At 41.7% G+C, this 22,570-nt stretch carries 24 protein-coding genes; all 24 read left to right on the forward strand.

Annotated elements, in window-relative coordinates; all coding sequences use genetic code 11:
- Positions 1 to 9: 9 nt before the first annotated feature.
- On the forward strand, positions 10 to 1,506 hold the full coding sequence (gene gtfA, locus E7274_RS08525; RefSeq protein ID WP_304175256.1) for an accessory Sec system glycosyltransferase GtfA: 1,497 nt from the start codon (positions 10 to 12) through the stop codon (positions 1,504 to 1,506).
- On the forward strand, positions 1,479 to 2,831 hold the full coding sequence (gtfB, locus tag E7274_RS08530; RefSeq protein WP_304175258.1) for an accessory Sec system glycosylation chaperone GtfB: 1,353 nt from the start codon (positions 1,479 to 1,481) through the stop codon (positions 2,829 to 2,831). The genes gtfA and gtfB overlap by 28 nt, the downstream gene beginning before the upstream one ends.
- A 199-nt stretch (positions 2,832 to 3,030) precedes the next feature.
- The gene (gene ppdK / locus E7274_RS08535) at positions 3,031 to 5,673 is read left to right on the forward strand and encodes a pyruvate, phosphate dikinase (RefSeq protein ID WP_304175260.1); all 2,643 of its coding nucleotides are present in this window, start codon (positions 3,031 to 3,033) and stop codon (positions 5,671 to 5,673) included.
- Between the two features lie 321 nt (positions 5,674 to 5,994).
- Complete coding sequence (locus E7274_RS08540; RefSeq protein WP_304175262.1) at positions 5,995 to 6,330, forward strand: helix-turn-helix transcriptional regulator; 336 nt, start codon at positions 5,995 to 5,997, stop codon at positions 6,328 to 6,330.
- A gap of 142 nt (positions 6,331 to 6,472) precedes the next feature.
- Complete coding sequence (locus tag E7274_RS08545) at positions 6,473 to 6,745, forward strand: helix-turn-helix domain-containing protein (protein ID WP_200796074.1); 273 nt, start codon at positions 6,473 to 6,475, stop codon at positions 6,743 to 6,745.
- On the forward strand, positions 6,745 to 7,053 hold the full coding sequence (locus tag E7274_RS08550; RefSeq protein ID WP_304175264.1) for a hypothetical protein: 309 nt from the start codon (positions 6,745 to 6,747) through the stop codon (positions 7,051 to 7,053). Before E7274_RS08545 ends, E7274_RS08550 begins: the two co-directional genes overlap by 1 nt.
- A gap of 79 nt (positions 7,054 to 7,132) precedes the next feature.
- Complete coding sequence (locus tag E7274_RS08555; protein ID WP_304175266.1) at positions 7,133 to 7,783, forward strand: CatA-like O-acetyltransferase, family 3; 651 nt, start codon at positions 7,133 to 7,135, stop codon at positions 7,781 to 7,783.
- A 293-nt stretch (positions 7,784 to 8,076) separates the two neighbouring features.
- Complete coding sequence (locus E7274_RS08560) at positions 8,077 to 8,814, forward strand: DUF134 domain-containing protein (RefSeq protein WP_304175268.1); 738 nt, start codon at positions 8,077 to 8,079, stop codon at positions 8,812 to 8,814.
- On the forward strand, positions 8,777 to 9,373 hold the full coding sequence (locus E7274_RS08565; protein WP_304175270.1) for a chromate transporter: 597 nt from the start codon (positions 8,777 to 8,779) through the stop codon (positions 9,371 to 9,373). Before E7274_RS08560 ends, E7274_RS08565 begins: the two co-directional genes overlap by 38 nt.
- A complete protein-coding gene (locus tag E7274_RS08570; protein WP_304175272.1) occupies positions 9,370 to 9,930 on the forward strand; it encodes a chromate transporter in 561 nt (186 codons plus the stop codon). The genes E7274_RS08565 and E7274_RS08570 overlap by 4 nt, the downstream gene beginning before the upstream one ends.
- Positions 9,931 to 10,258: 328 nt before the next feature.
- A complete protein-coding gene (locus tag E7274_RS08575) occupies positions 10,259 to 11,314 on the forward strand; it encodes a DUF5688 family protein (protein WP_304175273.1) in 1,056 nt (351 codons plus the stop codon).
- A 76-nt stretch (positions 11,315 to 11,390) separates the two neighbouring features.
- A complete protein-coding gene (locus tag E7274_RS08580; protein WP_304175275.1) occupies positions 11,391 to 11,603 on the forward strand; it encodes a hypothetical protein in 213 nt (70 codons plus the stop codon).
- An 11-nt stretch (positions 11,604 to 11,614) separates the two neighbouring features.
- A complete protein-coding gene (locus E7274_RS08585) occupies positions 11,615 to 12,478 on the forward strand; it encodes a DUF6017 domain-containing protein (protein WP_304175277.1) in 864 nt (287 codons plus the stop codon).
- A 12-nt stretch (positions 12,479 to 12,490) separates the two neighbouring features.
- Positions 12,491 to 12,901, forward strand: coding sequence for a hypothetical protein (locus E7274_RS08590; RefSeq protein ID WP_304175279.1), 411 nt, complete (start codon positions 12,491 to 12,493; stop codon positions 12,899 to 12,901).
- Positions 12,902 to 12,913: 12 nt separating this feature from the next.
- Positions 12,914 to 13,243: a DUF7768 domain-containing protein gene (locus tag E7274_RS08595; RefSeq protein WP_004602785.1), complete on the forward strand. Its 330-nt coding sequence runs from the start codon at positions 12,914 to 12,916 to the stop codon at positions 13,241 to 13,243.
- Positions 13,244 to 13,272: 29 nt separating this feature from the next.
- Positions 13,273 to 13,758, forward strand: coding sequence for a PcfB family protein (locus E7274_RS08600; RefSeq protein WP_304175282.1), 486 nt, complete (start codon positions 13,273 to 13,275; stop codon positions 13,756 to 13,758).
- The gene (locus E7274_RS08605) at positions 13,755 to 15,533 is read left to right on the forward strand and encodes a VirD4-like conjugal transfer protein, CD1115 family (protein ID WP_304175284.1); all 1,779 of its coding nucleotides are present in this window, start codon (positions 13,755 to 13,757) and stop codon (positions 15,531 to 15,533) included. Before E7274_RS08600 ends, E7274_RS08605 begins: the two co-directional genes overlap by 4 nt.
- 273 nt (positions 15,534 to 15,806) lie before the next feature.
- Positions 15,807 to 16,019 carry a Maff2 family mobile element protein gene (locus tag E7274_RS08610; protein ID WP_304175286.1) on the forward strand — a complete coding sequence of 71 codons (213 nt, stop codon included), beginning with the start codon at positions 15,807 to 15,809 and terminating at the stop codon, positions 16,017 to 16,019.
- A gap of 73 nt (positions 16,020 to 16,092) precedes the next feature.
- Complete coding sequence (locus E7274_RS08615) at positions 16,093 to 16,959, forward strand: VirB6/TrbL-like conjugal transfer protein, CD1112 family (protein ID WP_304175288.1); 867 nt, start codon at positions 16,093 to 16,095, stop codon at positions 16,957 to 16,959.
- A gap of 12 nt (positions 16,960 to 16,971) precedes the next feature.
- Positions 16,972 to 17,430, forward strand: coding sequence for a PrgI family protein (locus tag E7274_RS08620; protein WP_304175290.1), 459 nt, complete (start codon positions 16,972 to 16,974; stop codon positions 17,428 to 17,430).
- Positions 17,360 to 19,750 (forward strand): VirB4-like conjugal transfer ATPase, CD1110 family, encoded by a 2,391-nt coding sequence (locus E7274_RS08625; RefSeq protein ID WP_304175292.1) that lies wholly within the window; start codon positions 17,360 to 17,362, stop codon positions 19,748 to 19,750. The genes E7274_RS08620 and E7274_RS08625 overlap by 71 nt, the downstream gene beginning before the upstream one ends.
- On the forward strand, positions 19,751 to 21,397 hold the full coding sequence (locus E7274_RS08630) for a C40 family peptidase (protein WP_304175294.1): 1,647 nt from the start codon (positions 19,751 to 19,753) through the stop codon (positions 21,395 to 21,397).
- A gap of 10 nt (positions 21,398 to 21,407) precedes the next feature.
- A complete protein-coding gene (locus E7274_RS08635; RefSeq protein ID WP_026508815.1) occupies positions 21,408 to 21,725 on the forward strand; it encodes a DUF4315 family protein in 318 nt (105 codons plus the stop codon).
- Complete coding sequence (locus E7274_RS08640; RefSeq protein ID WP_304175296.1) at positions 21,712 to 22,521, forward strand: DUF4366 domain-containing protein; 810 nt, start codon at positions 21,712 to 21,714, stop codon at positions 22,519 to 22,521. Before E7274_RS08635 ends, E7274_RS08640 begins: the two co-directional genes overlap by 14 nt.
- Positions 22,522 to 22,570: the final 49 nt, after the last annotated feature.

A 22,570-nucleotide genomic window follows, 5' to 3' on the forward strand; every position in this document is an offset into this window, starting at 1 on the left:
GGGGCATATATGATTTACAACTTTAATCTAGGAATAGGATGGGCCAGCTCAGGGGTGGAGTATGCTCAAAGCTATAGAGCAAAGGTGCTTCGCAATATTGGGGCTGAGGCAAAGTTCATATTTTCAGATATGTTTTCCAAGGACAATCTTATCGACATGACCAGAAATATTGGTTTTGAGGATGATGAGATTATTTGGCTATATACATTCTTTACAGATTTCAAGCCAGGCCCTGTTACCTATACCTTGGATGATTTGAAAGCAACACTTGGAGATAAAGCCTTTTCCTATGAGCGGGATGGCAAAATAGGAAAGTTGATTTTTGAGGGGGATAATAATTTCTATAGAGTCTACTTCGTAAATACGGAGGAGGATTTCGTTCATCGTGTGGAAATGGTTTCCAGGGGATGTTTGGTGCGCAAGGACTATTTCATGTCTAAGCGTGTGTTTTCGGAATACTATGCTCCACTTGATGGCAAGGCACATCTGTATCACAGACGATTTTTCAATCAGGATGGCAGTCTTGCTTACGAGGAAATCAATGATGACGACAATGTCATGTACAAATTCCCAGATAAATTAATATGTTCAAAGGAAGAGCTTGTTGGCTATATGACAAGCAAGCTTGGGCTTACAAAGGATGATATCGTAATAATCGATAGAACCACCGGCCAGGGCCAGGCTATTCTTGAAAATGTGGGAGATGCAAAGGTTGGAATTGTCATTCACGCAGACCATTTTAGCGAAGGGGCTACGGATGAGGATTATATCTTGTGGAACAATTACTATGAGTATTCATTCTCTATGCATGATGAAATAGATTTCTACATCACTGCTACGGAAGACCAGCGAAAGCTGTTGCTGCAGCAGTTTGATAAGTATTTAGGTGCAAAGCCTAATATTGTGACTATCCCGGTTGGGGCGCTGCAGGAGCTTAAATATCCGGCAGGTGAGAGAATGCCACATTCTCTTATTACAGCATCACGCCTTGCCACTGAAAAGCACGTGGATTGGATGATAGATGCTGTGGTGGCAGCTCATGATAAAGTGCCAGATATCTCTTTAGATATCTATGGCAAGGGCGCAGCTGAAAGGGATTTGAAGGAGAAAATAAAGTCTCTTGGGGCTGATTCGTATATACGATTGATGGGGCAGCATGATTTGACGGATGTGTATATAAATTACGAGGCATATTTATCGGCATCTACCAGTGAGGGATTTGGGCTTACGCTGATGGAGGCAATTGGTTCAGGTTTGCCAATTATCGGCTTTGATGTGCGTTATGGAAATCAGAACTTTATCGACCAGGGAAAGAATGGCTATAGGCTACCTTATGCCACAGGAATGGAAAAGGGAAGACGCCAGAAAGCGATGGTTGATGCAATCTGTAAATTGTTTACAGAGGATGATTTAGAAAAAATGCATAAGCATTCTTATTCAAAGGCAAAAAAATATCTTGCAAGTGAAGTGGAGGCAAAATGGAAAAAACTAATAGAAACGACATAGTTTTGTTGTTCGACTATTTTAATATGGGAAGCCAGGATTTGCTTTTCTCATTTCAGAATGCAGATTATGAAGTAAAGGCTGTCACAATCAATGATGATGGCTTTTTGCCTGATGGCGTTGAAAATGTTTTTGAGCATTTCCTGGGAGATTTTAAGAAGGTGGAAGGCTGTCCTAAAAAGCCTCTTTATTTTAATCAGATTCAGGTGCCAAAATATTGGCAAATCAGTGGCAACAATACTAGCGGAAGTATCCATGACAAGGCAAAGGAGCGCGGTAGAATTTTTTATGCTGAGCCAAAGAACAAAAGATTTGTAAAGGTGGTGGACTGGCTAGATGAGGAAGGAAAAGTCAGAGCCAGCGACCACTACAATAAATATGGCATGCTTTACGCCAGAACTATCTTTAACAAAAAGGCTCAAAAGGTAAGCAAGTCTTATTTCAATGGTCATGGACAGGAAATCATTGTTGAAAACTTTGTTACAGGTGACATCATTTTAAATATTGATGAGCAATCTTTGTTTTTCAAAAATCGTACAGAATTTGTGGTTTATTATCTAAAGTCTTTGGGGCTTGAGAATCATAGATTATTCTTCAACTCATTATCGGTTCCATTTTTTGTTTCAAATTCTTTACCACCACTTTCAGACGGCAGGGAGGATGTGCTGTTTTGGCAGGAAGCAACACATGATGAAATCCCGGGAAATATGCTTTTGATATTTGATGGAAAAGCAAAAAGATGCAAGAGAGTAATAGTGCAGAATCATCCATCCTATGAGCGCCTTAGAATGCTTAATGCACCTGAGGATAAAATGGATGAGTTGGGATATATTTATTCATTCAAAAAGAAAAACCTAGGTCGACCATCTGCTCTTATTTGTACAAATACAGAAAATGTCGAAAAGTTGAAGGAACTGGTGGAGGCTTTACCAGAGTTGAAGTTCCATGTTACCGCGCTTACAGAAATGTCAGCAAAGCTTTTGGCACATGAGAAATACGACAATGTAATCATGTATCCAAATGTAAAAATGTCTACTTTGGATAGACTTTTCTGGGAGTGTGATTTCTTCCTCGATATTAATCGTGAGGGTGAAATTGTTGACGCAACTAGAAAGGCATTTCTTCATAATCAGCTTATTCTGACATTTAATGAAACTGCCCATGGATTGACATATACAGCCCGTGAAAATCGTTTTGAGGCGAAACAGTACCTCAAAATGACAGAAAGGATAAAAAGTCTATTAAAAGACGAGAATCAGCTTAAAACTGCGGTTTACAGTCAGCAAAGATACGCTTTGAATGCATCTGTAGATGATTATACATTTTAGCTAATTGAGTCAAAGTTTCAAACAACTTACTTGTTTGATAAAAATGCACAAAAATCACTCCTGAATTTCTACTAACTGTACAACGAATTTGTTTGTATTGGTGTCTAAATTGTGTTTTAATAATAACGGACTGTTTGAAAACCCCGTTTTTTACAGACAGACAAATCAAAAGTTATATATATGTTAGGAGGATTTTGAAATGGCTAACAAATGGGTCTACATGTTTAGCGAAGGCGACATGACAATGCGCAATCTTTTAGGAGGAAAAGGTGCAAACCTTGCTGAAATGACAAGCATTGGTCTTCCAGTACCACAGGGCTTCACAATCACAACAGAAGCTTGTACACAGTACTATGAGGATGGTCGCAAGATTAATGATGAAATCATGGCTCAGGCTATGGAAGGTGTTAAGAAAATGGAGGAGATCAACGGCAAGAAGTTCGGAGATCTTAAGAATCCACTTTTAGTTTCAGTTCGTTCAGGTGCTCGTGCATCTATGCCAGGTATGATGGATACAATCCTTAACCTTGGTCTTAATGATGAAGTAGTTGCAGCTATGATCGCTGGTAACCCAGATCCAGCTTTCGAGCGTTTCGTATATGATTCATACAGACGTTTTATTCAGATGTTCTCAGATGTAGTTATGGAAGTAGGTAAGAAGTACTTCGAGCAGCTCATCGATGAGATGAAGGAGAAGAAGGGCGTTAAGTATGACGTAGACCTTACAGCAGCAGATCTTAAGGAACTTGCTGAGCAGTTCAAGGCTGAGTACAAGAACCAGCTCGGAACAGACTTCCCTTCAGATCCAGTAGAGCAGTTAAAGCTTGCTATCGAGGCAGTATTCCGTTCATGGGATAACCCACGTGCGAACGTTTACAGAAGAGACAACGACATCCCTTACTCATGGGGTACAGCAGTTAACGTAATGCCTATGGTATTCGGTAACTTAAATAACGAGTCTGGTACTGGTGTTGCATTTACTCGTGACCCAGCTACAGGCGAGAACAAGCTTATGGGTGAGTTCCTTATCAACGCACAGGGCGAGGACGTAGTTGCTGGTGTTCGTACACCAATGCCAATCGCTCAGATGGAGAAGGAATTCCCAGAGGCATACGCAGAGTTCATCAAGGTATGTGAGACTCTTGAGAATCACTACCATGATATGCAGGATATGGAGTTCACAGTAGAGAACAAGAAGCTTTACATGCTCCAGTGCCGTAACGGTAAGAGAACAGCTCCAGCTGCTCTTAAGATTGCTTGTGACCTTGTTGATGAGGGACACAAGACACCAGAAGAAGCTGTTGCTATGATCGACCCACGTAACCTTGATACACTTCTTCACCCACAGTTCGAGGCTGCTGCTCTTAAGGCTGCAACTCCTCTTGGAAAGGGTCTTGGCGCTTCTCCAGGTGCTGCATGTGGTAAGGTTGTATTTACAGCAGACGATGCTGAGGCATGGGCTGCTAGAGGAGAGAAGGTAGTTCTTGTACGTCTTGAGACATCTCCAGAAGATATCACAGGTATGAAGGCTGCTCAGGGTATCCTTACAGTTCGTGGTGGTATGACATCACACGCTGCCGTAGTTGCTCGTGGTATGGGTGAGTGCTGCGTATCAGGTTGTGGCGACATCAACATGGACGAAGAAAACAAGAAGTTCACACTTGGTGGAAAAGAGTTCCACGAGGGAGACTTCATTTCAATCGATGGTACAACAGGTAACATCTATGATGGTCAGATCGCAACAGTTGACGCTAAGATCGCTGGTGAGTTCGGACGTATCATGGCTTGGGCTGATGAGTTCAGAAGACTTAAGGTTCGTACAAACGCTGATACACCTGCTGATGCTAAGAAGGCTAGAGAGCTTGGTGCTGAGGGTATTGGTCTTTGCCGTACAGAGCACATGTTCTTCGAGGAAGACAGAATTGCTGCATTCCGTGAGATGATCTGCTCAGATACAGTAGAAGAGAGAGAAGCTGCTCTTGAGAAGATTCTTCCTTATCAGCAGAACGACTTCAAGCAGCTCTATGAAGCTCTTGAGGGATGCCCAGTTACAATCAGATTCCTTGATCCACCTCTTCACGAGTTCGTTCCTACAACAGAGGACGAGATCAAGAAGCTTGCTGACGCTAAGGGCAAGTCAGTAGACGAGATCAAGGCTATCATCAATTCACTTCACGAGTTCAACCCTATGATGGGTCACAGAGGATGCCGTCTTGCAGTTACATATCCTGAAATTGCTAAGATGCAGACTAAGGCAGTTATCCGTGCAGCTCTTGAAGTTCAGAAGGCACACGCTGACTGGAATGTTAAGCCTGAAATCATGATCCCACTTGTATGTGAGGTTAAGGAGCTTAAGTACGTTAAGCAGATAGTAGTTGAGACAGCTGACGCTGAGATCGCTGCTGCAGGTGCTAAGCTTGATTATGAAGTTGGTACAATGATCGAGATCCCAAGAGCTGCTCTTACAGCTGATGAGATCGCTAAGGAAGCTGATTTCTTCTGCTTCGGTACAAACGACCTTACACAGATGACATTCGGATTCTCTCGTGATGATGCTGGTAAGTTCCTCAATGCTTACTATGACACAAAGATCTTCGAGAACGATCCATTTGCTAAGCTTGACCAGACAGGTGTTGGTAAGCTTATGGAAACAGCTATCAAGCTTGGTAAGCCAGTAAATCCTAAGCTTCACGTAGGTATCTGCGGTGAGCACGGTGGAGATCCATCTTCAGTAGAGTTCTGCCACAAGATTGGTCTTGACTATGTATCATGCTCTCCATTCAGAGTACCAATCGCTAGACTTGCAGCAGCACAGGCTGCTATCGCCGAGTCACGTCAGTAAGCGAGACCAGTTGTTTTTTGGGAACGTTTGAAATTTCGAAAGATTTTATGAGACAATCTTCAAAGATTTATCATAAGAAAAACGGGTTCAGATTTCCCGAAAAGCTTGTAATTAAGCTATTCCTAGTATAGGGTGTCTACTTTAGGCACCCTATATTTTTTTTACATAAGAATAAAATCAATTAAGCTGCCGGAGTACTTCATACTTTTTTGCTGACTACATTCAAAAAAATTTCGGGGCATTTGTTCCGAAAATCGTAACAAGAAAAATGGACCATTTTGATGTTTGTTCCGAAAATCGGAACTTTGAAGGAGGTTAAAAATGTCTGAATTTACGGGTAAAAAGCTTAAAGAAGCACGTGTGAAGAAAGGATTATCCCAGGATGAGGCTGCTAATCTTATGAATGTTGCAAAGAGGGCGATTAGTGAGATGGAAGCAGGTAAGAGAAGTATATCTGCAGATGAGCTTGCTCAGTTTTCTCGTATTTATAATGTAGATGTGAGAGAATTGCTTTTTATTGAATTTACAGAAGCTGGAGATGAGCAGAGATTAACTGCCAAGTACAGTTCTTTCCTCAAGCTTCTCGAAAAACTATCTGATCGAGAGGTCGAAGATGTTTATTGGGTAATAAAGCGTAAAGTTGAAGGATTGCTTTAAAAACTGAATAAGGCTAGGAATGCCCGCATTGCAGATTACACCTGCTTTGCGGGCATTTTTATATCTTGACTTGTAGTCAATGACTACATATAATAAAGATAAGAATACACGCATTGACTACATTAATATAGGAGGTAGTGCCATGGATAAGGAAATATATAGCATTGAAGGTATAGATATTGAAGTGGAAAAAATAGATAAAACAGATGCTGATGCTGTACGCCGGAAGATGGCATATGCGTTTAAGATGATTAGAGCGCAGTCAGGAATGAACAGAAAAGATTTTTCTGCCTGGCTTGGTATTCCATATAGAACTATGCAGGAGTGGGAACTTGGTCGTAGGGCAATGCCGGAATATGTACTTCGTTTGATTGCTTATAAGGTTCAGATGGAGAAAGAAAGGGGGAACCTATAATGACAGTATTGTATGGTATTGGAACAGTTTTAAGAGTTATCCTTAGAATCGCATTATTACCGGTACAGGCGGTTCTTACGTTGCTGATGCTTGCAATTGGTTTCATTGGTGGGTTAGCAAATATCGTATGTTGGTTGTTAGGGGCTTTCTTTGTGTTTGGTGGTATCTGTTCATTTATTAATGGATCTACAACCCTTGGATGGCAAGGACTTATTGTAGGTATCCTTGTTGCAGTGGTCCCTCAGGCCTTAACTCTATGGGGAGCTGAAGGGATTGGTTGCTTAAAGGAATTATTAGCAAGAATATAAAGCTATAGTGTGTTAAGATAAGAAGCAGCACGAAAAAGCGCTTATTTTGATAGATCGAAATTTGTGAGGATAATGCAAAATGAATTATAAGGTTATAGATAAAGAGACTTACTATAGAAAGGGCGTCTTTCGGCACTTTACAGAGGACTGCACATGTTCGACTTCTATGACAGCGAGGATTGATGTTACTGATCTTGTTCGTTATTCCAAAATGACCGAGACAAAGTTCTACATCAACTTTCTTTATATCATGTCAAAGGTTCTAAATTCTCGCGAGGATTACAGGATGGGGTATCTTAGGGAAAAAGACGAACTGATCTGTTATGATGTGATCAATCCCATACAGTATATCTTTCATAAAGATACAGAAACCTTCACGCTTGTCTATACGGAATACGATGAAGATTATGAAAAATTCTACGCTGCGGCTCTGCGGGATGCTGAAGAGGCAAAAAAGACCAGAGAATACGGTTTTGATATTATGAATCATCCTAACTGGTTTGATGCGTCATGTATACCTTGGTTGTCCTATGATTCCATGCATCTTGAACTGCCCGACGTTCATATGTTTTTTGCGCCGGTCGTCAACTGGGGACAATACAAGGAAGAAAACAGCAGACTTGTCATGCCTGTTACTGTCCGTCTGAATCATGCGATTGCTGATGGCTACCTGGTAGCGAACGTATTCCGTCTCCTGGAGCAGGAAATCCAGTTGTTTGCAGGGCTTTAATCAACAACTTCAAATTTGTTTGAGAAGAAACAGTGTATGAATGGGGGGATTATATGTGGTGCTAAGTTGTAGTTGCTGCATATTTGGAATTCTATGTGGAAAGAAACTTGCGACGATATTAAAATTTTGAAATTCAGTTAAACAGCATATTGTTAACAGTTTTTTACTGCCCGGTTTGAATGCCGGGCGGTAATTTTTATGTTAAGGATAGGATTGTTATTTATGATTATATATTGACATATGTCAGAATGAAGAGTATGCTTTATATTGACATATGTCAGGAAGGATGAATTATGCCTAAGAACACGAAATGTAGAAGAATATCAGGTCTTCCCAGAAAGTTTGGTTTTGCACCTACGGATAATATTGATGAGGAAGCGTTACGGCTGACGTTTGATGAATTTGAGACTATACGCTTGCTGGATGCGGAAGGAATGACTCAGGAACAGTGTGCGGCTAAAATGGGTGTTGCCAGAACTACGGTGACAGCAATGTATGATAATGCTCGAAAGAAAATAGCGAAAGTACTTGTGGAGGGGAAGAGTCTTATCATTTCAGGTGGTAATGTAAGCTTTGACATTTCAAAAGGCGAAAGCATCAATGCTAAAAGAAAAAAAGGAGATAATGAGATGAGAGTTGCAGTAACTTATGAAAATGGTGAGATTTTTCAGCACTTTGGACATACAGAGCAGTTTAAGGTATATGATATAAAAGATGGAAAAATCGTGCATGAAGAAATTGTGGATACAAATGGTCAGGGACATGGCGCTCTGGCAGGTTTTCTTTTTGGTGGAAAAGTAGACACCCTAATTTGCGGAGGTATTGGAGGAGGAGCACAGGTTGCACTCAGTGAAGCAGGCATCAAACTCTACGGAGGTGTATCCGGTAATGCAGATGAAGCAGTAAAAGCATTGATTGAAGAAAGACTTGATTATAACCCTGATGTAAAGTGTGATCATCATGGTGAAGGCCATAATTGTAGTGATCATCACGATGAAGATCATCACTGTGGAGGCCATTGTGCTCATTGATCTGTTTTTAACATTTGCAAAGATTGGGGTATTTACATTCGGCGGTGGGTATGCAATGATCTCACTTATCGAAAATGAGTGCGTGGATAATAAAAAATGGATAACTCATGATGAAATGATGAACATTACTGTGATAGCAGAATCCACGCCCGGTCCCATAGCAATCAACTGTGCAACTTATGTCGGATATAAAAAGGGGAAACTTCCAGGAGCGATTATAGCTACTCTTGGGATGGTACTTCCGTCTTTTGCTATTATATATGCTGTCTCAAGATTTCTGAATGGTTTTCTTGAAATAACTTGGGTCTCAAATGCATTTCGCGGAATAAAAATCGCTGTTGGGATTCTTATTGTGGATGCTGCGATAAAAATGCTGAAGAAAATGAAGCAAAAACCTATGCAGATAAGCATAGTTATATGTTCTGTGCTTACGATGTTCCTTATAAACGTATTTGCCGTTAATATATCATCCATGATACTTATGCTTGCAGCTGCATTTATCGGTATCATTGTTTTCGTTATAAAAAATAATATGGAAAAGAGGCGGGAAGAGAAATGATATATATTGATCTGTTAATCGGATTTCTTGAGGTCGGCCTTTTTTCTTTCGGCGGAGCTTATGCGGCAATACCTTTGATCAGGGATGTTGTCATGGCTCACGGTTGGTTGGATGATGAAATGCTTGCATACATGATTGCTATCAGCGAAAGTACTCCCGGACCGATTATGGTAAATATGGCCACATATATCGGAAGTGAAAAGGGAGGACTATTTGGTGCGATAATTGCTACCACAGCGGTTGTATTACCTGCTTTTTTAATCATTTTGCTTATAATGGCAGCAATGAAGAAATATCTTCAAAACCGCTTAGTCAAGGCAGCTTTATCTGGGTTACAGCCATGTATTATAGGAATCATCTTGGCAACAGGTATATTTATGATTATAAAAAACTGCGGTTTTGTTTTCAGTGGCAGGCCTGATTTTCTTACGGCAGGACTTACTGGTGTTATCGCATTGATATATTTTGGTTCGAGAAAAATCATAAAAAAAGGATTAGGCCCCATCACGCTTATTTGCTTTTCGGCATTTGTGGGAGCGATGGCTTATATGCTATAGATGGAACATTAACTTGGAAGTTAATTACAAAATTCCTGTTTGTTGAGTTCATGACCGACATTGTCCCGTTTTGACTCGTTTTGTCTCGTCTCGACCGACATTAGCACTTTTCTTATAGATTTAACGGTGCTATTATTATCATAGACAAGTGAGAGGTAAACAAAAGCCACTCACTTGTTTTTCTTTTGCAGAAGAATAGGAAGCAGATTTAAGCGTCCACATGACCAAACCCTCAAGGTCGTGTGTGGCGCTTTTTTTGTTGTCCGAAACCGGAAAGCGCGCGCCGGTGTTTCTATTAAAACTGTCAAAGAAAAGGAGAAAATTGAATATGGATTATGAACGTTTCAAAGAAGGTTTCCAGGATGCGTTAAAGGCTGAACTTGCTGTTAGAGGAGATGACGTTGAACTTACTGCTCGTAGAGTAGATAAGATGAATGACAGCTATGATGCTATCACAGTAAGACCTGTAGACAGTTCCATTGGAGTGAACATCAGCGTTGAGAAAGCATTTGCTGCTTATGAGAATGGTACACCAATTCCTGAGATTGCAGAGCATTTTGCTGATGCAGTGGAAAAAGGATTCCGTGAATCCCCTCAGGTCGATCTGGAGTCGCTCTCTGATTATGAGCAGATGAAGAGCAAGCTTTCTATGGAAGTGGTTTCTGCAGAGAAGAATGCGGAACTTCTTGAGAGCGTACCTCACGAAAGAATGGAGGATATGGCTGTTGTTTATCGCTTTGTGCTTGATCAGACAGATTCTGGTAATGGAACAATCCTTGTTACCAATCAGTTGCTTGATCAGTATGGCATTACCAAAGAGCAGCTTCGCGCTGATGCCATGGAGAATGCACCAGAAATCAGACCATCTGAGATCAGAGGTATGTCTGAAGTTATGAGTGAGATTGCACCTGGCATGATTCCTGAGGTTGCACCGGAAGATGAGCAGATGTTTGTTGCTACAGTTCCGGATAAGATTCATGGAGCCGGTGTTATCGCATATCCGAATTTCATGGAGGACGCAGCTCAGAAGATGGGCGGTGACTTCTTCGTTCTTCCAAGCAGTATCCATGAGGTGTTGCTTGTAAAGGACAATGGCCAGATGACAGCCAAAGAGCTGGAAAATATGGTCAAAGAGGTCAATGCTACTCAGGTAGAACCTGCAGATCAGCTTACAGATCATGTTTATCATTACGACAGCCAGAATCATATTTTTGAGCTGGCTGATAAGTATGAGGAACGTCAGCGTGAGGCTGAACACGAGGCTGTTGATAAAGATTCCGTCCTTGGAGATCTAAAAGAAAAGAAACAGGAGATTGCAAAGAAAGATCCGGCTAAGGATGCAGCCACAAAAGCTGCAACCAAGAAGCATGAGACTTCTTTATAAGCTCCATCAATAAGTAAGAGAGAGGCTTCCCTTTTTTTAGGGAGGCCTTTTTCAATGGTGAAAGGAGATATCTAAGATGAGTAAGAAATATATGAGAGTTCAGAAGAACTTTAACAAAAATGGCATTTCAAGGGTGCCACACAGTGTTGCACCTAAGCTTGGTCCAGTTACACCTTGCAATTGCAGTCATCCTTGTCCTTATGGTAATGGCAGAACGTTTTGCTTTCCCTGCTATCAGAAGCTTGTTGCTGACTGCAGAAGTAACAGTGTTGTTACAGGTAATGCCTAAAGAGGTGTGGTATGGACTTTGGCTATTTTCATGAGGAAGAGTCTGAGCAGTTTGCCTTCTATAGGATTCCCCAGGTTCTTTTTAAGGATGAAAAGTTTGCAAAGCTTTCTACGGATGCCAAGGTTCTGTATGGACTATTTCTGAATCGGGTATCCCTTTCCAAAAAGAATCATTGGATTGATGACGAGGGCAGAGTGTACGTCTATTACACTCTTGTCAGTATTCAGGAGGATTTGCATTGTGCAAGTCAGAAGGCATTAAAGCTTTTAAAGGAACTTGAGAGCTATGGACTTATCGAAAGAGTTAAGCAGGGACTTTGTAAACCTGACAGGATCTATGTGAAGAACTTTATCCTGCTTCAGGAATCACCAGTCCGGAGTGGTGAAAATCACCATACCGGTGTAGTGAAAATCACCAGCCCGGAATGTCGAGAATCACCACCTAATAATACTGAGTTAAATAATACTGAGTGTAGTAATACTAATCTTATCTTATCTAAGAGCAGAGAAGATGAGAGGGAGCTATACAGACAATATTTATACCAGTCACTGGATATAGAGATACTCAAAGAGCGCTATCCCTATGGAGTAGAAGAGATAGATGAGATTTTTGACATAATCCTGGATGTGCTGTGCAGCAATCAGAAGTTTATCACTATATCCGGGGATAAAAAGCCTATTAACGTAGTGAAAAGCAGATTCATGAAGCTGGATAGCAGCCATATCCAGTTTGTTATGGACAGTATGAAGGAAAAAACTACAAAGGTTCGCAATGTAAAGAAATATATAGTGGCAGCGCTATACAATGCGCCAATTACTATTAACAACTACTATTCGTCGCTGGTTCAGCATGACATGGCGACAGGAAAAATATAAGGAGGAATGACAATGGAACAGATTACAATTGATATTCAGCTTGATCCTATTAAGGATGGAATTAAAGTACCGGAGACAGATTTATCCAGGCCAGATGCTCATGCTGTGATTCTTGGAACCAACGGTAAAATCAGACAGATTTCTATGAAGGAAGCAGAGACAATCCTTGATCAGATGGCTACTTGTGGGGCAGGGACTCATCTTGGACAGTCAGATTATATTGCTGTTTACAACAAGGATAAGCTTTTTAAGGCTGAAGGTGAGGAGTACTTGGTAGGCAGTGTTCTCATTTTTCAAAGAGCAGGGAATGTGCTCAAGGCTATTCCTGATGATGAGATTGGTGATCTCTTAGAGGTTGCTATGGCACAGATGGATACTTTGAAGGCAGGAGATGCCTGCTTTTCTGCAATGCGTGTTGATTAAGGAGGGAATATCATGAGTAGAACAATACCGAGAGCATATGTTACTGCAGCATGGAATAAGAATCCGGTTGTGGCAAAAGAAGATGCCAAGAAATATTGTCAGGAACTGGTAAAGGAAGGATACCTTCCACTTTGTCCTATTCTTGCTTTTGATGGAATCTTTTCAGCTGAGGATACGGAAGCTCATAAGAGATTCAAGGAAATGTCCGAGGATCTACTTCGTAGAGCCAGATTCCTTGTTATCTGTGGTAATAAGCAGAATGAGGAAGTTAAGGATGATATCGCAATAGCCAGAAAATCCAAGGTTATTGTTACAACCTTAGATGGAGTGATTGGCTTATAGGATGTTAGTCAGGAAGGAGGCGATAGTTCATGGTTAATGAAGAGTCATCAGCCAAGTCGCTCCATTTCATGGTGGAAAAAGGTGCTAAGCCAACAGTGCGTATGTTTATGAATATCCTGAAAGCATATTTGCGTCACCGACATGATAAAAAATATTTTGGTAAGGAGAAAGAACCTACAGGTAAGATGCCTGTGAAAAAGCTCATTAAGCAGGGCAAAGGTGCTCAGAAAATTGAGCTGGATGGTGAAGATATCCATTTGTTTAATCGCCTTGCCAGGAAGTACGGTGTAGATTATGCCGTGGTGAAAGATAAGGAGGCTGGTACTTATAAAATCTTTTTCAAGGCTCAGGATGCAGATGCTATCTCTGATCTGGTAGCTGATTATACCAAGAGAACCCTCGGAAAAGAAAAAGGTGCAAAGGAGAGCGTACTTGGTAAGCTTAAGAAACTTAAGGAAAAGGTTGCTTCTATACCTCGCAAGGTAGTAGAGAAGAGGAAGGAGCAGACACGATGAATCAGAAATTAAAAAAGAAGATTATCCTGAATATCCCTTATGTTGCAATAGGCCTGTTTGCTACAAACTTAGGTGAGGCCTGGAGAATAGCAGAAGGGATGAATGCTTCGGAAAAGCTTCAGGGGCTTATTATTGGAGGCGGATTTCAAACCGCATTTACGAATCCGCTTCCTAGCTTACATCCCTTTGATTTGCTTATTGGTGCAGCCTGTGGCGCAGCACTACGACTTGCAGTTTATCTGAAGGGAAAGAATGCTAAGAAATTTCGGCATGGCTCAGAATATGGTTCAGCCAGATGGGGGAAGCCCTCCGACATAGAACCGTTCAAAGATCCCGATCCGAAGAATAATGTGATTCTGTCCCAAACGGAGCAGATTACACTAAGTTCCAGACCATCACAGCCAAAGTACGCAAGAAATAAGAATGTTCTGGTTGTAGGTGGTTCCGGCTCAGGTAAAACGAGATTTTTTATTAAACCAAACTTGCTGCAGTGCGACAGTAAGGATTATCCTTGTTCGTTTGTAGTAACTGATCCAAAGGGAAGCGTGGTTCTTGAATGTGGCAATGCACTTTTGAAGAAAGGGTATCGAATTAAAATCTTCAATACCATCAACTTTAACAAGAGTATGCATTATAATCCTTTCGCTTATATTCATAGTGAGAAGGATATCTTAAAGCTTGTAACTACGCTGATTGCCAACACTAAAGGTGAAGGAAAAGGCGGTGATGAATTCTGGGAAAAGGCCGAAAAATTGCTGTATTCAGCGCTTATAGGCTACATCCATTATGAGGCTCCGATAGAGGAGCAGAACTTCACAACACTTCTTGAAATGATTAATGCAATGGAAGTCAGAGAAGATGATGAGGAGTTCAAAAACGCAGTAGATATGCTTTTTGATGAGCTGGAAGAAAAAGATCCGAATCATTTTGCAGTTCGCCAATATAAAAAATATAAATTGGCAGCTGGAAAGACAGCTAAGTCAATCCTTGTAAGCTGTGGTGCCAGATTGGCTCCATTCGATATCAAGGAGCTTCGAGAGATTACAGCTTATGATGAATTACAACTGGATACCATAGGTGATAAGAAGACGGCGTTGTTTCTGATTATGTCAGATACAGATGCCACTTTTAATTTCCTAATATCTATGGTGTATACGCAGCTGTTTAATCTCCTTTGTGAGAAAGCTGATGATGTTTACGGTGGAAGGCTTCCGGTCCATGTAAGGTGCCTCGTAGATGAGTGCGCCAATATCGGACAGATTCCTAACCTGGAAAAACTTGTGGCAACTATCAGATCCCGTGAGATTAGTGCCTGCCTGGTTTTGCAGGCAAAGTCACAGCTTAAGGCAATCTACAAAGATAATGCGGATACCATTATCGGCAACATGGATTCTCAGATCTTCCTTGGTGGAACTGAGAAGACAACGCTTAAGGATCTCACCGAGATTCTTGGCAAGGAAACTATTGATATGTACACCACAGGAAATACCAAGGGCTCCCAGGAATCCTACAGCATGAATTATCAGAAACTCGGCAAAGAGCTGATGAGTATGGATGAGCTTGCTGTTATGGATGGAAGTAAATGCATTGTGCAGGTTAGAGGTGTGAGACCTTTTCTCTCAGATAAGTATGACCTGACGAAACATCCAAACTATCCGCTGACAGCAGATTATGACAAGAAGAATTGGTTTGATATTGAGAAGTATCTAAACAGAAAGCTTGTCCTTCATCCAAATGATGAATACGAAGTATTTGAAGATGGCGAAAGCAAGTAACCATCATGCGGCGTAGCTTCAGGGCGATTGAAAAGCAGGAGTCATAACCTGCCGCCGTATTTACTCCTGTAGAGGAGTATAGCGGAAGATTCCGCGTTAATTAATGCAGCGCTGTGCCGGAAAAGTCACTGCAGAAGACATCCGGCTTACAACTGAATATGGAACTTTTTTCAAGGGTAATTAACTAGAGTCACGGCCTGATCAGCCATGGCTCTTTTTTAATGCCCGCAACTACAAACAATCAATTTTTTTAATCACAAGGAGGATTTTATTATGGCATTTTTCAACTCAGCAGTAGGCGTACTTCAGACACTCGTTATCGCACTTGGCGCAGGTCTTGGAGTTTGGGGCGTTGTAAACCTTCTTGAGGGTTACGGCAACGACAACCCTGGCGCGAAGTCTCAGGGCATGAAGCAGCTCATGGCCGGTGGTGGTGTTGCCCTCATCGGTACTACACTTGTTCCACTTCTTTCCGGACTTTTCTAATCCGGCCTATCACCAACAAAAATCAGGAGGGGCAGTGTAACAAGCTGCCCTTCCCTGAGAAAGGAGGCAATCGTTGGAAAGTTTGTTAGAAAAACTGACTGATTGGCTCAAAGACATGCTGGTAGGTGGAATTATGGATAATCTCACATCTACATTTTCAACTTTGAATCAGAAGATTGGAGAAGTAACAGCACAGGTAGCACAGACTCCGGACCAGTTCCAGCCTACGGTTTATAACCTCATCAGGAACTTGTCGGAGAATGTGATTCTACCCATAGCAGGAATTATTCTTACGTTTATTGCCTGTTATGAGCTGATACAGCTGGTCATTGCTCACAACAATCTGGCAAACTTTGAAACCTGGATCTTTTTCAAGTGGGTATTCAAGACCTTTGTTGCAGTAACGCTGATTACAAATACCTTTAATATCACCATGGCAGTCTTTGACGTAGCACAACATGTGGTCAATCAATCAGGTTCACTTATCGCCGGAAGTACCGCAGTGGACGGTTCAACTCTGGCAACCATGCAAACCACATTGGAAGGAATGGATGTAGGACCGTTGTTTGGCATATTCCTACAGTCCTTTGCGGTGAAGTTCTTATTTGAGATTTTATCGATTCTGATCTGGGCTATTGTTTATGGTCGAATGATAGAAATCTATTTGACTATCAGCCTTGCTCCGATTCCTTTTGCAACCTTTGGTAACAGAGAACAGAGCATGATTGGACAGAATTATTTGAGATCCCTTTTTGCACTTGGCTTCCAGGGATTCTTAATCATGGTTTGTGTAGCAATCTATGCAGCCCTGGTTCAGACAGTTTCATTTTCATCAGATATCATGGGCTCTTTGTGGAATGTCCTTGGTATCACATTACTTCTTGCATTCACTTTGTTTAAGACAGGTTCTATTGCAAGATCTGTATTCCACGCACATTAAGGAGGAAAAGAAATGGCATCTTATATTCCGGTGCCTCGTGATCTCACGAAGGTAAAGAGTAAAGTGGCATTCAACCTCACCAAGCGTCAGCTCATCTGCTTCTGTATAGCTGCAGCTATTGGTGTTCCTACCTTTTTCCTTTTGAAAAAGATTGGAGACTCAACCTTTGCAGCTATGGGCATGATGATTGTAATGATGCCGCTGTTTTTCTTTGCAATGTATGAAAAGAACGGACAGCCACTTGAGGTATTCTTGCATCACTTTATTCAGGCAACATTTATCAGGCCGAAGATCCGGCCTTACAAAACAGATAATTATTACGCTGCCCTGATGAGGCAGGAGAAAGCAGAGAAGGAGGTAGAAAAAATTGTTTCTGAAAGCGAAAAAAAGAGACATCGCAATGCCGGCAGGGTTATCGAGAGCAGACCAGAAAAGAGTAAGAGCAGTCATCAAAGAAGCTCAGAAAAATGATGGTGTTCCCAGAACAGCTCAGCAGAGCATTCCTTTTGACAGGATGTTTAAGGATGGCATTTGCAGAATAGGCAGCGATTATTATACAAAGACGATTCAGTTTCAGGATATCAATTATCAGTTGGCACAGCAGGAGGATCAGACGGAGATTTTTGAGGAGTGGTGTAGCTTCTTGAATTTCTTTGATAGTTCGGTTCACTTTGAGCTTAGCTTCATGAATATGGCAACGGATGCAGAGAAGTTTGAAAAGTCCATTGCCATACCACATCAGAATGATGGATTCAATGAAGTCAGGGATGAGTATACCGGCATGTTAAAGCGTCAGATGGAAGCTGGAAACAATGGCCTAACCAAGACCAAGTATTTATCCTTTGGTATTCATGCAGAGTCCATGAAAGCAGCAAAACCGAGACTTATTCATATCGAGATGGATCTTCTTAACAACTTCAAAAGACTTGGTGTTCAGGCAAACACACTAAACGGCGCAGAACGCTTAGAGCTGATTCACCAGCAGTTTCATATGGGAGATGATGAGAAGTTCTTCTTCGACTGGAAATGGCTTGTAGGAAGCGGCCTTTCTGTAAAAGACTTTGTTGCACCTGCAGGACTTAATTTCAAAAACGGCAGATTATTTCAGATGGGTAATCTCTATGGAGCCATGAGTTTCTTAAGCATCACAGCTTCTGATATCTCAGACAGGATGCTTGCAGATTTCCTTGGTATGGAGTCCAGTCAGATTGTGACAATGCATGTTCAGTCTGTAGATCAGACAGAGGCGATTAAAACGGTAAAACATACCATTACAGAACTTGATCGAAGCAAGATTGAGGAGCAGAAGAAGGCTGTAAGAGCAGGCTATGATATGGACATTATTCCATCGGACCTTGCAACCTATGGTAAGGATGCGAAAGCACTCTTAAAGGAATTGCAGAGTCAGAATGAGCGAATGTTTCTCTTGACCTTTCTGGTACTCAATACCGGAAAGACAGAGCAGGAACTTGAAAATAATGTCTTTCAGGCAAACTCCATTGCTCAGAAGCATAACTGCAATCTGGTAAGACTCAACTTCCAGCAGGAGCAGGGACTTATGAGTTCTCTACCTCTTGCCTACAACGAGATTGAAATCCAGCGTGGAATGACTACAAGCTCCACAGCTATTTTCGTTCCATTTACAACGCAGGAATTATTCCAGGCAGGAGATGAGGCTTTATATTATGGTCTGAATGCTCTTTCTAATAACCTGATCATGGTGGACAGAAAGAAGCTTAAGAACCCTAACGGTCTTATCCTTGGTACACCTGGTGCCGGTAAATCGTTCTCTGCAAAAAGAGAAATCGCAAATGCGTTTCTTGTTACAGATGATGATGTTATCATCTCAGATCCTGAGTCAGAGTACAGTGCTCTGGTAAAAAGATTTGGTGGTCAGGTCATTAAAATCAGTCCTACCAGCAGTCAGTACATCAACCCAATGGATATCAATATGAACTACTCGGATGATGATAATCCGATTGCTCTTAAGGCAGATTTTATCCTGTCCTTATGTGAGCTTATTGTTGGTGGAAAGGAAGGACTTAAGCCTGTTGAGAAAACTGTCATTGACCGTTGTATTCATCAGATTTATCAGCAGTACTTCCTGAATCCTGTGCCTGAAAATATGCCTCTTCTTGAGGACCTTTACAATGCACTTTTGAAACAGGACGAGCCGGAAGCTAAGAATGTAGCAACAGCTCTTGAAATCTATGTTACAGGTTCCCTGAATGTATTTAATCACAGAACCAACGTGGATATCACAAACAGACTTGTCTGCTATGACATCAAAGATCTTGGAAAGCAGCTAAAGAAAATCGGAATGCTTGTTGTTCAAGATCAGGTTTGGGGCAGGGTTACTGAGAATAGAAGTCAGGGTAAATCCACCAGATACTACATGGATGAGATGCACCTTCTTCTTCGTGAGGAGCAGACAGCAGCTTATACCGTAGAAATCTGGAAGCGTTTCAGAAAGTGGGGCGGTATTCCAACCGGTATCACCCAGAACGTAAAGGACTTACTTGCTTCTAAGGAAGTTGAGAACATCTTTGAAAACTCTGATTTTATTTATATGTTGAATCAGGCGGTAGGAGATCGAGCAATCCTTGCCAAGCAGCTGAATATCAGCCCTCATCAGCTCTCGTATGTCACACATTCGGGAGAAGGTGAAGGGCTTTTATTTTATGGCAATGTCATCCTTCCGTTTGTGGATCGTTTCCCTAAGGATCTTGAACTCTATCGTATCATGACCACCAAGCTTGATGAGGTGGCACAGACTCAGGAGGAGATGTAAATGAATGAAGATAAGAAGTTTACGAAGGAAAGACATAAGAAGAGGGCCTCCGGCAGATACAGACAAAAAAGCCGGGGTGAGAAGCTGAAAAGCGAAACCGCTGCTAAAAAGGCTTATGGAAAGAAGTTCCGTCATGGGAAAAAGACAAACGAGCTTACGGCTGAGGAAAAGAAAAAGATAAAAAAGCTTCAGGTACAGGGGCGGCATAAAATCCGTCGTGAGGTAGCTGAAAACGTATCCGTTCACCGTCAGATTGACAGAACGAATGAAGATCAGAATGTGGGTACAGAGGCTTTGAATAAGACTACAGCGACTGCTGAAAATACAGCAAGAACACTTCATCAGAGCCGGTATTCTAAAAAGCTTCAGAAAGATGTCAAAAAGTCAGCTGAGGAGACTACTTCCACTAAGGCAGTTCAAAAGAATTACATGAAAAAGGAATTCCAGAGAGCTGCCTATAAGAAATCACAGAAAGAAGCTGCTAATCAGGTTGGAAGCATTTCAAAGAAATTTGTCGATAAGGCAGAAGACCTGGTTGGCAGATTTGCAGAATGGATTCGTGAGAAAATCATGGATAATCCATTAGTAATTATCATGGCACTTGTGATTCTTATTCTGATTTTGATGCTTTCCGGCAGTGCCGGTCTTGCAGGAGGAATGCTTGGTTCCTTTAGTGATACTACAGTAGCTACTTCCTACACAGCGGATGACGATGATATTAAGGCTGTAGAGCAGGATTATAAGAGCAAGGAGTCAGATCTGCAGACGCAGGTGAATAACATCCCTACAACGCATCCCGGCTATGATGAGTATCGCTATAATCTGGCAGAGATCAACCACAATCAATATCAGCTGGCAGCACTTTTGACAGTACTGTATGAGGATTATACGGAAGCAGAAGTGCAGAGTAAACTTACCGAGATTTTCAATGCTCAGTACAAGCTGACTACTAGAGAAGTGATTGAGAAGAAAACCAGAACAGAAACCAGAACCGGTCACTATAAGGACGAGAAAGGGCAGGTTCATTCCTACACTTACACGGTGGAAGTTGAGTATGACTGGCATGTTCTTGTGACAACTCTTACCAACAACACTATGGATTCTGTTGTAAGAAATATGGGACTGACTGAGGATCAGATGAGCCGTTATGAGCTTCTGTTAGAGACTAGAGGTAACAAGGCTTATCTCTTTGAGGGTGATCCTTATTCCAATCCCGATCCGGGCGAGTATCAGGACTATGATATCCCACCGGAAGCTCTTACAGATACCAGATTCGCCAATATGATTCGGGAGGCAGAAAAGTATCTTGGATATCCATATGTGTGGGGAGGAAGCAGCCCAAGTACCAGCTTTGACTGTTCAGGTTTTGTAAGCTACGTCATTAATCACTGTGGTAATGGATGGAGCTATGGAAGACAGACTGCGGATGGGCTTCTCAATAACTGTTGCACCAGAGTTTCAAAAGAAGATGCAAAACCTGGAGATCTTATTTTCTTCCAGGGAACCTATGATACTGCAGGAGCCAGTCATGTAGGAATCTATGTAGGTAATGGCATGATGATTCATTGCGGCAATCCGATTCAGTACACATCCATTAATACAAACTATTGGCAGAACCACTTTTATACATTTGGAAGAATTCGATAGGAGGAAAAGCATGTTTGAGAAATTAGATAAACTTCGTGAAGAAGTCAGGCGCTGTGAAAAGCGTAGAGATGAAGCTAATGAGCGATTAAAAGCTGCTCAGGCAAAATTAAAGGATGCAGAGGCTAGTCAGATTTTATCTGATGTAGGTGCACTTAAACTTTCTCCGGAAGAGGTGGCAAAGCTTTTACAGCTTGCTGCATCCGGACAGCTTTCTGTTCCAACAGCTGAGAATAAGACGGAAAACACAACTACTGAAGCAACGTCATCCATCTATGGAGATGATGACAGTGATGATAATAAGGAGGAATCAGAGGATGAAGATTACTAAATTGAATAAGCGACTTACAGGAGCTGTGGTTGGTGCCATGGCTCTTTTTATTGGGATGACTCCCATGACAGCTTTTGCGCATACAGGTCCTGAAGCAGAATGTACCTGTGAGACTAAATGCACAGAGGACTGCGTAAATGAAGAGTGCCCTGTATGTAAAGAGGACATCTCTTTATGCCAGGGCGAAGAGATACCTGAAGAACCTGAGGAAAAAGAGGAAGAGAAAATGGGACCTCTTACACCGGATGGGAATCTTACTCTGGTTGATGATTACGGTTCGGTGGAAGCTGGTGGCAAGCAGTTTATCACTGTTGTTACCAAGAAAGGGAATTACTTCTATATCATTATAGACCGTGATGATAACGGTACAGAAACCGTTCATTTCTTGAATATGGTTGATGAAGCAGATCTCTTGTCACTAATGGATGAGGATGAGCAGAAAGCACTTCAGGAATCTTTAGAGAGCGCGGAAAAAGAGGAAGCTACAAAGGAAACAGTTGAAGAGACTGAGACCACACCGGAGCCTGAGGTAAAAGAAGAAAAGAAGAAACCTTCTGTTGGTCCGGCAGCTATTGTGGCACTTATTATTTTCCTTGGCGCAGGTGGATATATGGGCTTTAAGTATTTAAAGGAAAAGAAGCCTAAGAAGGTATCGACATCACCTGATCCTGATGAAGAATACCTGGAGGATGAAGAGGACGATTATCTTGAAGATGCAGAAGAGGAATCAAATGAAGAGATTCCTGAGGCTGACGAAGATATATCGGAAGAGCCTGATTCTGAAGAGGATGAGTAATTGAATAATTGATTCTAAGGGGCAGTCCATAAGGGCTGCCCTGATTTGT

The organism is Pseudobutyrivibrio ruminis (genome assembly GCF_015057245.1).
In the GTDB taxonomy this organism is placed as follows: domain Bacteria; phylum Bacillota; class Clostridia; order Lachnospirales; family Lachnospiraceae; genus Pseudobutyrivibrio; species Pseudobutyrivibrio ruminis_E.

What these genes read in the sequence shown, in the direction of transcription:
- E7274_RS08595 (WP_004602785.1), top strand. Translation starts at nt 12,914, where the DNA reads ATGAGTAGAACAATACCGAGAGCATATGTTACTGCAGCATGGAATAAG.
- E7274_RS08545 (WP_200796074.1), top strand. Translation starts at nt 6,473, where the DNA reads ATGGATAAGGAAATATATAGCATTGAAGGTATAGATATTGAAGTGGAA.
- E7274_RS08605 (WP_304175284.1), top strand. Translation starts at nt 13,755, where the DNA reads ATGAATCAGAAATTAAAAAAGAAGATTATCCTGAATATCCCTTATGTT.
- E7274_RS08590 (WP_304175279.1), top strand. Translation starts at nt 12,491, where the DNA reads ATGGAACAGATTACAATTGATATTCAGCTTGATCCTATTAAGGATGGA.
- E7274_RS08550 (WP_304175264.1), top strand. Translation starts at nt 6,745, where the DNA reads ATGACAGTATTGTATGGTATTGGAACAGTTTTAAGAGTTATCCTTAGA.
- ppdK (WP_304175260.1), top strand. Translation starts at nt 3,031, where the DNA reads ATGGCTAACAAATGGGTCTACATGTTTAGCGAAGGCGACATGACAATG.
- E7274_RS08555 (WP_304175266.1), top strand. Translation starts at nt 7,133, where the DNA reads ATGAATTATAAGGTTATAGATAAAGAGACTTACTATAGAAAGGGCGTC.
- E7274_RS08630 (WP_304175294.1), top strand. Translation starts at nt 19,751, where the DNA reads ATGAATGAAGATAAGAAGTTTACGAAGGAAAGACATAAGAAGAGGGCC.
- E7274_RS08565 (WP_304175270.1), top strand. Translation starts at nt 8,777, where the DNA reads ATGAAGATCATCACTGTGGAGGCCATTGTGCTCATTGATCTGTTTTTA.
- E7274_RS08585 (WP_304175277.1), top strand. Translation starts at nt 11,615, where the DNA reads ATGGACTTTGGCTATTTTCATGAGGAAGAGTCTGAGCAGTTTGCCTTC.
- E7274_RS08620 (WP_304175290.1), top strand. Translation starts at nt 16,972, where the DNA reads ATGGCATCTTATATTCCGGTGCCTCGTGATCTCACGAAGGTAAAGAGT.
- E7274_RS08575 (WP_304175273.1), top strand. Translation starts at nt 10,259, where the DNA reads ATGGATTATGAACGTTTCAAAGAAGGTTTCCAGGATGCGTTAAAGGCT.
- E7274_RS08640 (WP_304175296.1), top strand. Translation starts at nt 21,712, where the DNA reads ATGAAGATTACTAAATTGAATAAGCGACTTACAGGAGCTGTGGTTGGT.
- E7274_RS08625 (WP_304175292.1), top strand. Translation starts at nt 17,360, where the DNA reads ATGCCGGCAGGGTTATCGAGAGCAGACCAGAAAAGAGTAAGAGCAGTC.
- E7274_RS08540 (WP_304175262.1), top strand. Translation starts at nt 5,995, where the DNA reads ATGTCTGAATTTACGGGTAAAAAGCTTAAAGAAGCACGTGTGAAGAAA.
- E7274_RS08610 (WP_304175286.1), top strand. Translation starts at nt 15,807, where the DNA reads ATGGCATTTTTCAACTCAGCAGTAGGCGTACTTCAGACACTCGTTATC.
- gtfA (WP_304175256.1), top strand. Translation starts at nt 10, where the DNA reads ATGATTTACAACTTTAATCTAGGAATAGGATGGGCCAGCTCAGGGGTG.
- E7274_RS08580 (WP_304175275.1), top strand. Translation starts at nt 11,391, where the DNA reads ATGAGTAAGAAATATATGAGAGTTCAGAAGAACTTTAACAAAAATGGC.
- gtfB (WP_304175258.1), top strand. Translation starts at nt 1,479, where the DNA reads ATGGAAAAAACTAATAGAAACGACATAGTTTTGTTGTTCGACTATTTT.
- E7274_RS08635 (WP_026508815.1), top strand. Translation starts at nt 21,408, where the DNA reads ATGTTTGAGAAATTAGATAAACTTCGTGAAGAAGTCAGGCGCTGTGAA.
- E7274_RS08600 (WP_304175282.1), top strand. Translation starts at nt 13,273, where the DNA reads ATGGTTAATGAAGAGTCATCAGCCAAGTCGCTCCATTTCATGGTGGAA.
- E7274_RS08570 (WP_304175272.1), top strand. Translation starts at nt 9,370, where the DNA reads ATGATATATATTGATCTGTTAATCGGATTTCTTGAGGTCGGCCTTTTT.
- E7274_RS08560 (WP_304175268.1), top strand. Translation starts at nt 8,077, where the DNA reads ATGCCTAAGAACACGAAATGTAGAAGAATATCAGGTCTTCCCAGAAAG.